Here is a 12,284-nt window from a genome sequence, read left to right as displayed (position 1 = left end):
TGGTCGGACGTACCGTTCGAGGGCGGTCAGACGTACCGTTCGAGGATCGAGGACTCGGCCAGCCGGGACAGCCCCTCGCGCACGCTGCGCGCACGGGCTTCGCCCACGCCGTCCACGGCCTGGAGGTCGTCCACCGAGGCGGCCAGCAGCTTCTGCAGGCCCCCGAAGTGCTCGACCAGCCGCTCGATGATGGCCCCCGGCAGCCGCGGAACCTTCGCCAGCAGCCGGTACCCGCGCGGGGAGACCGCCGAGTCCAGGGTCTCGGGCGAGCCCGTGTACCCCAGCGCCCGCGCCACGATCGCCAGCTCCAGCAGTTCCGGATGCGTCAGCGCGTCGAGCGCCGGCAGCGCCTCCTCCACCGTGCGGGAGCGCTTCGCCGTCGGCTCCGGCACGTAGTCCCGGATCACCAGCTCCCGCTCCTGCTCGATACCGACCGTCAGCTCGTCCAGCTGGAGCGACAGCAGTCGTCCGTCCGTGCCCAGCTCGACCACGTATTCAGCGATTTCCGTGGCAATGCGGCGAACCATTTCCAGCCGCTGCGCGACCGCCGTCACGTCGCGCACCGTGACCAGGTCCTCGATCTCCAGCGCGGACAGCGTCCCGGCGACCTCGTCCAGGCGGAGCTTGTACCGCTCCAGCGTGGCCAGCGCCTGGTTCGCCCGCGACAGGATCGCCCCGGACTCCTCCAGGACCCGCCGCTCCCCGTCCACGTACAGCGCGATCAGCCGCATCGACTGCGACACCGACACCACCGGGAAGCCGCACTGCTTGGACACCCGGTCCGCGGTCCGGTGCCGCGTCCCCGTCTCCTCCGTGGGGATCGACGCGTCCGGCACCAGCTGGACGCCCGCCCGCAGGATCTTGGTGAGGTCCTTGTCGAGGATCAGCGCGCCGTCGAGCTTGCACAGCTCGCGCAGCCGGGTCGCGGTGAACTCCACGTCCAGGACGAAGCCGCCCGTGCACATCGCCTCGACCGACTTGTCCATCCCGAGGACGATCAGGCCGCCGGTGTTGCCGCGGACGATCCGTTCCAGGCCGTCACGAAGGGGCTGACCAGGTGCGACCGCGCTCAGCGAGGCGCGCATCATGGCCTCCTGCTTGGAGCTCGCGCCCGACTTTCCGGATGCTGCTGCCCCGTCCTTGGCTGCCACTGCACTCCTCCGGTCGCGGGTTGCGCCGCCTGCGTACGGCCGGGCGGACCAGCACAAAGTCTACCGGCGCCCGCTGTGCGCCCGCCGTGGCTTGGCCAGGTGCGCCCCCGCGGGGCCCCGTACGGACCCCCTCACCAGCGGCTACTCCTTGGCCGCCGCCCGCGAACGCCCGCGCGGCAGGACCCGCAGGGCGTCACCCATGTCCGCGACCTCGATGACCTTCATCCCGGCCGGCACCTTCCCCGGATCGCCGGGCACCAGCGCGTGCGTGAAGCCGAGCCGGTGCGCCTCGGCGAGCCGCCGCTGGACGCCCGTCACCCGCCGCACCTCGCCCGCGAGCCCGACCTCGCCGATCGCCACGAGGTTCTTCGGCAGCGGCACGTCGCTCGCCGCCGAGGCCAGCGCGAGCGCGATCGCCAGGTCGGCGGCCGGCTCGGTCAGCTTCACCCCGCCCACAGTGGCGGAGTAGATGTCGCGCTTGCCGAGCGCGGTGATCCGCCCGCGCTGCTCCAGCACCGCCAGCATCATCGAGACGCGCGAGGTCTCCAGACCGGAGGTGGTCCGCCGCGGCGAGGGGATCTGCGAGTCCACGGTCAGCGCCTGCACTTCGGCGACGAGCGGGCGCTTGCCCTCCAGGGTCACCGTCAGGCAGGTCCCGGGGACGGCCTCCGCGCGCCGGGTCAGGAACAGCCCGCTCGGGTCGGCGAGCCCGGTGATCCCCTCGTCGTGCAGTTCGAAGCAGCCGACCTCGTCGGTGGCGCCGTACCGGTTCTTCACGCCGCGTACGAGGCGCAGCCGCGCGTGCCGGTCGCCCTCGAAGCTGAGGACCACGTCGACGAGGTGCTCCAGCAGCCGCGGGCCGGCGATCGCCCCGTCCTTGGTGACGTGCCCGACCAGCAGGGTGGCCATCCCGCGCTCCTTGGAGGCGCGGATCAGGGCACCGGCGACCTCGCGGACCTGGGCCATGCCGCCGGGCGCGCCGTCGATCTCGGGCGAGGCGACGGTCTGTACGGAGTCCAGGACCAGCAACGAGGGCTGTACGGCGTCGAGGTGGCCCAGTACGGCGGACAGATCGGTCTCGGCTGCGAGGAAGAGGTGGTCGTTGAGCGCGTTGATCCGGTCGGCCCGCAGCCGCACCTGGCTCGCCGACTCCTCGCCCGTGACGTAGAGGGTGCGGTGCGCTTCGCTCGCCGCCTTCGCCGCGACGTCGAGCAGCAGCGTCGACTTGCCGACGCCCGGCTCGCCGGCCAGCAGGACGACGGCGCCGGGCACGAGCCCGCCGCCGAGGACCCGGTCCAGCTCGTCCACGCCCGTGCTGCGGGCGGTCGCCGTCCGGCCGTCGACCTGCGCGATCGGGAGGGCGGGCGCCGAGACCCGGCCGGCGGCGGTGGTCCGTACGGCGGGCGCGCCGCCCATCTCCTCGACGGTGCCCCACGCCTGGCACTCGGGGCACCGCCCGAGCCATTTCGCGGTCGTCCAGCCGCACTCGGAGCAGCGGTAGGACGGCCGGTCCTTGGCGGATGAACGAGATGTACGGGCAGCCATGCGGCCCACGGTATCCGGAGCCTGTGACAGCGCCGACCGCTCGGCCGGGGCCCGGCGGTCGGCGCAGTGGTCGGTGCGGTGGTCGGCCGGCGGACGGCTCGGTGGACGGTCCAGGCGTCAGGGCCGCAGTCAGCACACGTTCGATCTGTTCACCCGTAAGGGCTAAAACAGCTGAAGGCTTCACGGCCGTCACCGGCGTGCGGCCTACCTTCGCCAGGGTGAACAGCAGCAATCAGGAAAGCCCCGCCCAGCGCACCGGCGCACACCGGGCGCACGGGCGCACTCCCCCCGCGGGCCCCCCTGAACGCCCCGAGGGCCTCGCAGGTCTCAAGGGCCCCGATGGTCTCGAAGATCTCGAAGATCTCGATCGAGAACAGCCGTCCCAACAGTCCCAGGCACCCCAGACGCCGCCCCCGTTCCGGCACGAGCCGTACCTGGACGGCCTGTTCACTTACTGCCTTTCGGTCCTCTGTGACCACGACGCCGCCACGGAGGTCCTCGCCGAGGTCCTCGCCGTCGCCGAGCGGTACCCCGGTCGATGTCCCGACGAGGGCGCCCGGCGGGCCTGGCTGTACGCCCTCGCCCGCTGGGCCTGCCTGCGGCGGCTGGCCGAGCACCGGCGGACCCGGCTCCCCGGAGCGCACTCCGCCCGGCGCACGCCGGAGCGCAAGGACACCGAGCGCGCTGAGCACACCGAGCGCGCTGAGCACGCCGAGCACGCTGAGCGCGCCGAGCGCGCGCCGGAGGAGTACCGTTCCGGCGCCCTCGACGTGAGCGCGTACCGGCGCACCGAGCTGGCCCGGCTCGCCTGGCCCGAGGCCGCCGGGACCACGCCCGCGCAGCGCGAGGCCCTCGAACTCGCCGTCCGCCACCGCCTCGGCGTCCCCGAACTCGCCGCCGTCCTCGGCACGCCCCCCGCCATCGCCCGCGAGCTGCTGGCCGGCGCCGCCTGCGAGGTGGAGCGGACCCGCGCCGCCCTCGCCGTCGTCGAGAGCGGCGGCTGCCCGTCCGTGTCCCGGCTCACCGGCGACGGCGACGGGCAGGTGCTGCTGTCCACCACCCTGCGCGCCGAGCTGGTCCGCCACGTCGACGACTGCCCGCGCTGCCGCCGCGTCGCCGAACGCGCCGACGCCGCGTCCCCCTGGCCCGGCACCGGCGGCATCGACGCCGCCCTCCCGCTGGTCCCGGCCCCGCGCACCGCCGTCCGCGCGGCCATGGTCCGCTCCGGCGGCCGCCGCGGGCGCCGGCCCGGCCCGCGCTTCGACCGCACCGGATTCCCGATGGACCCCCGGGACCGCGCTGCCCGCCGCGACCGGCTGCGCGCGCGGGCCGTGACCACCACCGTCGTCGCCACCGTCGTCGCGGCCCCGGTCCTGGCGCTGTGGGCGGCCTACCGCGGCGCCCCGGAGACCGGCGAGCCCGTCGGGGTGGACTCCACCCGGATCTCCGCGAGCGAGTCCGATTTCCCGGGCCTGCGGCAGGACGGCCGCCCGCCGCGCGCGTACGAGAACGCCGGCAACACCGCCCGCACCACCGGCGAACCCGGCTTCGCCCCGGGCGGCGCGGACCCGGACGGCTCGGACGTATCCGTCGAGGTGATCAGCACGGGGGCGTCCGCCGCCCCCGGCGACCGGGCGGGCAACCCCGGACGGCTGTCCGTCGCCGCCTCCTCGCACCGGGGCACCACGATGCTCACGCTCACCGCGTCCGGCGGGGCGCCGGTGGACTGGCAGCTCTGGTCCGACGCGCCCTGGCTGCGGGCGAGCCGCTCCGCGGGGACGCTGAGCCCCGGCGAATCGTTCACGGTCTGGATCACCGTCGACACCGAGGCGCAGCCGGTGGGCGCCTGGTCCGCCCGGATCGGGGTGGAGCCGGGCGGCGCGGTGATCTCCATCCAGGGCCGCGGCCGCCCGGCGCCCACGCCCCCGCCGGAGCCCGCGGACCCGACGCCGACACCGAGCCCTACGCCCACGCCGACGGAAACCCCGACGCCGACCCCGACCCCCACGCCGACCCCCACTCCGACCCCGACCCCGACGGCGAGCGCCTCGGCAGGAGGAACGGTTGGCCCGCCGTCGGACCCGAGCGGGCCGGGGCCGTCGTGACGGCCTCGAAGGCCTGGGAGGCCTGGGAGGCCTCGAAGGCCTGGGAGGCCTCGCAGGCCCGGGAGGCCCGGCCGGCCTAGGGGGCGGCCGGGTCCGCGGGGTGCGGTGCCATCGGCAGCAGCGAGGACAGCCGGGCCTCGCACAGCTTCACGAGGGCCTCGTACCCCTCCTTGCCCATCAGCTCGGTCAGCTCGGCGCGGTACGACACGTACACCGGGTCGCCGGCGCCGTGCGCGGACGTCGCCGACGTGCACCACCAGTGCAGGTCGTGCCCGCCCGGACCCCAGCCGCGCCGGTCGTACTCGCCGATCGACACCTGGAGCACGCGGGTGTCGTCGGGCCGGTCGATCCACTCGTACGTCCGGCGGATCGGCAGCTGCCAGCACACGTCCGGCTTGGTCTCCAGCGGCTCCTGGCCGCTCTTGAGCGCCAGGATGTGCAGCGAGCAGCCCGCCCCGGCGGGGAAGCCGGGCCGGTTGAGGAAGATGCAGGCGCCGTCCCAGCGGCGGGTCTGCTTCTCCCCGTCGTCGTCGTGCTGCGTCCACCCGGTCTCGCTGCCGACGTCGTGGAACTGCCACAGCTCGGGGGTCAGCCGCGCCACGTGCTCGGCGACCCGCTTCTCGTCGTCCTCGTCCGAGAAGTGCGCGCCGAGGGTGCAGCAGCCGTCGTCGGCCCGGCCGGCCTGGATGCCCTGGCAGCCGCTGCCGAAGATGCACGTCCAGCGGGAGGTGAGCCAGGTCAGGTCGCAGCGGAAGACCTGCTCGGCGTCGGCGGGGTCGGGGAACTCGACCCAGGCCCGGGGGAAATCGAGCCCCTTCTCGTCGTCACGGGCAACCGAGGCCTTGGCCTTGGTCTTCTTGGTCGCCTTGGACTTGTTGGCCTTCTTCGTATTTGGCACAAACCCAAGCCTAAGGGCCCCTTACGTCACCCATACTCCAGCCGCACAGTAGCGTTTCCTCGTATGAGACTCGGTGTCCTCGATGTGGGTTCGAACACGATCCATCTGCTGGTGGTGGACGCGCACCCCGGCGCGCGCCCGCAGCCGGCCCACTCGCACAAGGTGGAACTGCGGCTGGCGGAGCTGCTCGACGAGCGCGGAGCGGTCACCCCGGAGGGCGTCGAGCGCCTCGTCTCGGTGATCGGCGAGGCGGCGCAGGCCGCCGAGGACAAGGGCTGCGAGGACGTCGTCCCCTTCGCGACCAGCGCCGTGCGCGAGGCCACGAACGCGGACGAGGTCCTGGCCAGGGTGCTGGCGGAGACCGGCGTCGACCTGCCCATCCTGAGCGGTGAGGACGAGGCGCGGCTGACGTTCCTGGCCGCCCGGCGCTGGTTCGGCTGGTCCGCGGGCAAGCTGCTGGTCCTCGACATCGGCGGCGGCTCGCTGGAGATCGCGTACGGCATCGACGAGGACCCCGACGCGGCGGTCTCGCTGCCGCTGGGCGCGGGCCGCCTCACCACGGGCTGGCTGCCGGGCGACCCGCCGGACCCGGCGGACGTACGGGCCCTGCGGCGCCACGCGCGGGCCCAGATCGCCCGTACGGTCGGGGAGTTCAGGCGCTTCGGGGCGCCGGACCACGTGGTCGCGACGTCGAAGACCTTCCGCCAGCTGGCCCGCATCGCGGGCGCGGCCCGCTCGGCGGACGGCCTGTACGTTCAGCGGGACCTGACCCGCAAGTCCCTGGAGGAGTGGGTCCCGCGGCTCGCGGCGATGACCACCGCCCAGCGCTCCGCCCTCCCGGGAGTCTCGGAGGGCCGGGCGTCCCAGCTGCTGGCGGGAGCCCTGGTCGCGGAGGGCGCGATGGACCTCTTCGGCGTGGACGAACTGGAGATCTGCCCCTGGGCCCTGAGGGAAGGAGTGATCCTCCGCCGTCTGGACCACCTCCCGTCGTGACGGCGCCCTGAGCGCGGGGCGGTACGAGGCCTGCGGCGCGAGCGGGCCTCCACCCCCTGGCCCCAGCACCGCGGGGCGGTGGTTGCCCACCCGCCTCCTCGGCATCGAGGCGAGGGCGGGTGCCCCGCTGCTGTCGGCGCCCGCGGGATTCCGCTCGGGGAGGCTCCGCCTGCGAGAGCCGGCCCCCGTGAGCGGTGGCCCGCTGGTCGGCGGCGCGGTGGGTTTGGGGGGTTTCCCGCCAGTCCCATCGTCTCTCCGTGCCGGGCCGGGCCCTCAAGGGCGCTCCCTGCGGTCGCGTCGCTTCGCGACGGCCTTCGGCCGCCCTTGACCGCCCGTCCCGCCCCGGAAGGACAAGGACTGTCGGGAAGCCCCCAAACGGACGGTCACCTGGGCACAAGCGTGGAGCGGGGCGGCATCAGGGCCGCCGAAAACCGGTTCCGTCGGTTCTGCCTGCCCGGCCGGGGCCCACGGGCAGGCCCGTTCCGGGTCGGGGCGAGCCCGGCCGGAGCCGGGCAGCGGCCGGATCACCGTCAGCACCGGGCAGGCGGGCACCACGCGGCAGATCGCTACGCGCTCCGGTCGCCATGGCGGCCCCGGGCCGTCCGGGGTTGCGGCCCGGATGGAGGCCAGGTCCATCCAGTACTTCCGGGTGGCCACGGCCGAGACGTCCCACTGCCATCAGCTCGCCCTCCACGCCGGACGCGACGTCGCGCACCCGAGCCTTCCGCTGGACTGACCCGCCTCCCGGTCGAGTGCGGGCTCCAGGGCGGCGTGGTCGGCGTCACGGTCGTTCGTGGCCGGGCCCCGTACCCTGTCTCCGTGGCAGAACCTGTTCGGATCCCGAGTGCGAAAGTCGCGCTGTCCACTGCCTCCGTCTATCCGGAGTCGACGGCTACCGCCTTCGAGATCGCCGCGCGCCTCGGTTACGACGGCGTCGAGGTGATGGTCTGGACGGATCCGGTCAGCCAGGACGTCGATGCCCTGCGGCGGCTGTCGGACCAGTACCAGGTGCCGATCCTCGCCGTGCACGCTCCCTGTCTGCTCATTACGCAGCGGGTGTGGTCCACCGATCCTTGGACCAAGCTCCAGCGGGCGCAGGCCGCGGCCGAGCGGCTGGGGGCGTCCACCGTGGTCGTGCACCCGCCGTTCCGCTGGCAGCGCCAGTACGCGCGGGACTTCGTCAGCGGGATCTGGCGGATGGCCGACGAGACCGATGTGCGGTTCGCCGTCGAGAACATGTACCCCTGGCGGTATCGGGACCGCGAGATGCTGGCCTACGCCCCCGAGTGGGACGTGACCAAGGACGACTACCGGCACTTCACCGTCGATCTGTCGCACACCGCGACCGCCCGGACCGATGCCACCGAGATGATCGACCGCATGGGGGACCGGCTCGCCCACGTGCACCTCGCCGACGGAAACGGTTCGGCCAAGGACGAGCACCTGGTTCCGGGGCGGGGGACGCAGCCGTGTGCCGAGTTGCTGGAGCGGCTCGCCCGGACTTCCTTCGACGGGCACGTCGTCATCGAGGTCAACACCCGCCGCGCGATGTCCTCCGCCGAGCGCGAGGCCGACCTCGCCGAGGCGCTCGCCTTCACCCGGCTCCACCTCGCGGCCAACGCCGCCCCGATCAGGACCCCCCGGCCATGACGGAACCCGTCAAGCCGCGCCGCGGGCCCGGCCGGCCCCGCCAGGACGAGGCCGACGAAGGCCCCGGCACCCAGGAGCGGATCCGGCTCGCCGCCCGCGAGGTGTTCGCGGAGCGCGGGTACGACAAGACGTCCGTGCGCGGCATCGCGAAGGTCGCCGGCGTGGACCCGGCACTGGTCCACCACTACTTCGGCAGCAAGGACGACCTGTTCGCCGCCGCCATCGAGGTCACGATGGAGCCCGCCCTCGTCGTCCCCGCCATCGTGGGGGAGGGCCCCGAGGGCATCGGGGAGCGGCTGGCCCGCTATTTCCTGGGCATCTGGGAGAACCCGGTCACCCGGGCGCCCCTGCTCGCCGTCATCCGCTCCGCCCTCACCCACGAGGTCGCGGCGGCGGTGCTGCGCCGGCTGGTCCTGCGCCGGCTCCTGGAACGGGTCGCGGCCGACCTCGACGTCCCCGACCCCACCTTCCGCGCCGAGCTCGCCGCCTCGCACATGATCGGCATCGCGCTCCTGCGGTACGTGGTCCAGGTCGAGCCCCTGGCCTCCGCCGACCCGGAGGACATCGTCACGCTGGTGGCGCCCACCCTTCAGCGTTACCTGACCGAGGAATGAGCCGGCCGTATCGACATGCGGACCACTTGTCCGCATCGCGGGCCGGGAGCGTAGCCTCGTAACCGAGCCATATCCACAGTCGCGGCGGGCGTGCGAACGCCACCGTACTCATGGGGAGTGAACCCGATGCCCGAGCTGAGGTCCCGCACCGTCACCCACGGCCGCAACATGGCGGGCGCACGCGCCCTTATGCGTGCGTCGGGCGTAGCGAGCGCGGACATCGGGAAGCCGATCATCGCGGTCGCCAACTCCTTCACCGAGTTCGTCCCCGGCCACACCCACCTGGCGCCCGTCGGCCGGATCGTCTCCGACGCCATCCGCGCCGCCGGTGCCATCCCGCGCGAGTTCAACACCATCGCGGTCGACGACGGCATCGCCATGGGGCACGGCGGCATGCTGTACTCCCTGCCCTCCCGCGACCTGATCGCGGACAGCGTGGAGTACATGGTCGAGGCGCACTGCGCCGACGCGCTCATCTGCATCTCGAACTGCGACAAGATCACCCCCGGCATGCTGATGGCCGCCATGCGCCTCAACATCCCGGTCGTGTTCGTGTCGGGCGGCCCGATGGAGGCCGGCCAGGCCGTCCTCGTCGACGGCACCGTCCGCAAGCTCGACCTGATCGACGCCATGGTCGACGCCTCCAACGAGAACGTCTCCGACGAGGACGTGCTGCGGATCGAGGAGAACGCCTGTCCGACCTGCGGGTCGTGCAGCGGCATGTTCACCGCCAACTCCATGAACTGCCTCGCCGAGGCCATCGGCCTCGCGCTCCCCGGCAACGGCTCCGTCCTCGCCACGCACACCGCCCGCCGCGCGCTGTACGAGGACGCCGGCCGGACGGTCGTCGAGATCACCAAGCGGTACTACGAGCAGGACGACCACTCGGTCCTGCCGCGCTCCATCGCGACCCGCCAGGCCTTCGAGAACGCCATGGCGCTCGACATCGCCATGGGCGGCTCGACGAACACGATCCTGCACCTGCTGGCCGCCGCGCAGGAGGCGGGCCTGGAGTACGACCTCACCGACATCGACGAGGTGTCGAGGCGGGTCCCGTGCCTGGCCAAGGTCGCGCCGAACGTGGCGCCCGGCGGTACGTACTACATGGAGGACATCCACCGGGCCGGCGGCATCCCCGCCATCCTCGGCGAGCTGCACCGCGGCGGGCTCCTGAACAAGGACGTCACGACGGTCCACTCCGAGAACCTGGAGGACTGGCTGGCGAAGTGGGACGCGCGCAGCGGCACGGCCTCGGAGGAGGCCATGGAGCTGTGGCACGCGGCCCCCGGCTGCGTGCGCTCCGCCACCGCCTTCTCGCAGTCCGAGCGCTGGGACGAGCTCGACCTGGACGCCGAGGGCGGCTGCATCCGGTCGGTGCAGCACGCGTACTCCAAGGACGGCGGGCTGGCGGTCCTGCGCGGCAACATCGCGGTCGACGGGTGCGTCGTGAAGACGGCGGGCGTCGACGAGTCGATCTGGACCTTCGAGGGCCCGGCGGTCGTCTGCGAATCGCAGGACGAGGCGGTCGACAAGATCCTCCGCAAGGAGATCAAGGCGGGCGACGTCGTCGTCATCCGGTACGAGGGCCCGCGCGGCGGCCCCGGCATGCAGGAGATGCTCTACCCGACGTCGTTCCTGAAGGGGCGCGGGCTCGGCAAGGTCTGCGCGCTCGTCACGGACGGCCGCTTCTCCGGCGGCACCTCGGGCCTGTCCATCGGCCACGCCTCCCCGGAGGCGGCCTCGGGCGGCGACATCGCCGTCGTCGAGGACGGCGACCGCATCCGGATCGACATCCCGAACCGCTCGATCGAGCTGCTGGTGGACGAGGCCACGCTGGCCGCCCGCCACGCGGCCCTCGGCGGCGTCTACGCCCCGAAGAACCGCGAGCGCAAGGTCTCGGCTGCGCTGCGCGCGTACGCCGCGATGGCGACGAGCGCCGACAAGGGCGCCGTCCGCGACGTGAGCAAGCTGGGCGTCTGACGACCGCCGCGCCCCGACTCCGCACCGGAGCCACCGCGAACCCCGCCGGGAATCCCCGGCGGGGTTCGCCGCTTCCTGCCGCGTCGGGGCCGGTCACCACCCCGTGGGGTCGGCGGCGCTGACCGCGAAGACCGTGCCGTCCGGGGCCGTCCCGTAGACCCGGCCCCCGGCCGGGACCGGGGTCGGCAGGGTGGCCGTGAAGCCGTCGCGGCCGTCGCCCGGGCGCGGCCGCGTCTGGCCCACCAGCCGCCCGGTCCCGCAGTCGACCGCCAGCAGCCGCCCGTCCGGCGCCGTCAGGTGGATCCGGCCGTCGGCCGCCACCGGACGGGACGCCACGGCCAGGCCCGTCTCCAGCCGCCACATCTCCCGCTCGGCGCCCACCGCGATCAGCGCACCCGAGACCCCGACCGCGTACACGACGCCGTCCGCGCCCACCGCCGCCTCCGCGTCGAAGAGCGGCACCGACAGCCGGACCCGCCGGACCGCCTGCGTCGCCGCATCCACCCGGACCACCGCGCCGGTCTTGCCTTCCGTATCGACGTCCAGCAGGTACAGCCCGCCCCGCGCGGCCCCGACCGGCCGCAGCCGTCCCGCCGTCCGCAACTGCCAGCGCACCGCCCCGTTCGCCGGATCCACCGCCAGCAGCTGTGAGCTCCCGCCACCGCCGTCGGGCGTCGACACGTACGCCACCGCGCCGTCGCCCCACCACACGGAGCCCATCCCGCCGAGCTGCTTCGTCCACCGCACGGCGCCGCTCGCCGCGTCGAGCGCCGTCACGTTCCCGTTCGGCGGTACGAGCAGCACCTGCCCGCCCGCCGAGGCCACCGCCCGCGCGCCGTCCGGCAGCTTCCGCTGCCAGCGCTCGGCGCCCGTACCCGGATCCAGCGCCTGAAGCGTCCCGCTGCCCGGCGCGGCCACGAGCACCAGCCCGCCCGCGTGCAGCGGCGCACCGTCCGCCGCGGTCCGGGTCGCCGGGGCAGCCGCCTTCACCGACCACACCACCGACCCGTCCGCCGGGCTGAGCCGGGCCGCCGCCACCCCCGGCCCGGCGCAGTACAGGGCCGCCGCCTCCCCCCAGGAACAGGCCCCGGTCCGACTGCCCGCCCTCGGCTCGCCCAGCGCGACCGCCCACGGTACGAACGGCTTCGCCGGCGCCGGGTCGGCCTGCGCGGCGCTCCGCCCCGGAGGTCCGGCCCCCGCCCCGAAGTGCAGGTACCCGCCCACGGCCCCGCCCGTCAGCAGCAGCCCGACCCCCGCCCCCCCCACCGCCCGCGCCCTCCTGCCGACCCGGGCCGCGGGAGGGCGTGGGGGGGGGGGGCCGCCGGCCGCGGCCCCCGGCTCCAGGGGG

Annotated in this window: 9 protein-coding genes; 5 read left to right on the top strand and 4 right to left on the bottom strand. The window is 74.2% G+C overall.

The window, feature by feature from the left end:
• Positions 1-26: 26 nt before the first annotated feature.
• Positions 27-1,151, bottom strand: coding sequence for a DNA integrity scanning diadenylate cyclase DisA (gene disA / locus ADK52_RS20690; protein WP_053691330.1), 1,125 nt, complete (start codon positions 1,149-1,151; stop codon positions 27-29).
• Positions 1,152-1,292: 141 nt separating this feature from the next.
• Complete coding sequence (radA, locus tag ADK52_RS20685; RefSeq protein ID WP_053691329.1) at positions 1,293-2,696, bottom strand: DNA repair protein RadA; 1,404 nt, start codon at positions 2,694-2,696, stop codon at positions 1,293-1,295.
• Between the two features lie 218 nt (positions 2,697-2,914).
• On the opposite strand from radA, the gene ADK52_RS41670 reads away from it, so the two are divergent.
• On the top strand, positions 2,915-4,801 hold the full coding sequence (locus ADK52_RS41670) for a BACON domain-containing protein (protein ID WP_053691378.1): 1,887 nt from the start codon (positions 2,915-2,917) through the stop codon (positions 4,799-4,801).
• Positions 4,802-4,877: 76 nt separating this feature from the next.
• On the opposite strand, the gene ADK52_RS20675 is transcribed toward ADK52_RS41670, so the two are convergent.
• Positions 4,878-5,699 (bottom strand): hypothetical protein, encoded by an 822-nt coding sequence (locus ADK52_RS20675; protein ID WP_053691328.1) that lies wholly within the window; start codon positions 5,697-5,699, stop codon positions 4,878-4,880.
• A 63-nt stretch (positions 5,700-5,762) separates the two neighbouring features.
• Between ADK52_RS20675 and ADK52_RS20670 the strand changes: the two genes are divergently transcribed.
• The 4 genes from ADK52_RS20670 to ilvD all read left to right on the top strand — a co-directional run bounded on the left by ADK52_RS20670 (position 5,763) and on the right by ilvD (position 10,936).
• On the top strand, positions 5,763-6,692 hold the full coding sequence (locus ADK52_RS20670) for a Ppx/GppA phosphatase family protein (RefSeq protein WP_053691327.1): 930 nt from the start codon (positions 5,763-5,765) through the stop codon (positions 6,690-6,692).
• Between the two features lie 819 nt (positions 6,693-7,511).
• Positions 7,512-8,342 (top strand): sugar phosphate isomerase/epimerase family protein, encoded by an 831-nt coding sequence (locus ADK52_RS20665; RefSeq protein ID WP_053691377.1) that lies wholly within the window; start codon positions 7,512-7,514, stop codon positions 8,340-8,342.
• Complete coding sequence (locus ADK52_RS20660; protein ID WP_053691326.1) at positions 8,339-8,956, top strand: TetR family transcriptional regulator; 618 nt, start codon at positions 8,339-8,341, stop codon at positions 8,954-8,956. Before ADK52_RS20665 ends, ADK52_RS20660 begins: the two co-directional genes overlap by 4 nt.
• A 126-nt stretch (positions 8,957-9,082) precedes the next feature.
• Complete coding sequence (gene ilvD / locus ADK52_RS20655) at positions 9,083-10,936, top strand: dihydroxy-acid dehydratase (protein ID WP_053691325.1); 1,854 nt, start codon at positions 9,083-9,085, stop codon at positions 10,934-10,936.
• 93 nt (positions 10,937-11,029) lie between these two features.
• On the opposite strand, the gene ADK52_RS20650 is transcribed toward ilvD, so the two are convergent.
• Positions 11,030-12,202: a PQQ-binding-like beta-propeller repeat protein gene (locus tag ADK52_RS20650; protein WP_053691324.1), complete on the bottom strand. Its 1,173-nt coding sequence runs from the start codon at positions 12,200-12,202 to the stop codon at positions 11,030-11,032.
• Between the last annotated feature and the right edge of the window lie 82 nt (positions 12,203-12,284).

Origin of the sequence: Streptomyces sp. WM6372 (assembly GCF_001279655.1) — a bacterium.
Taxonomy (GTDB): Bacteria; Actinomycetota; Actinomycetes; order Streptomycetales; family Streptomycetaceae; genus Streptomyces.
Note: the sequence above shows the minus strand (reverse complement) of the source record. Positions and strands in the feature narration are given on the sequence as shown.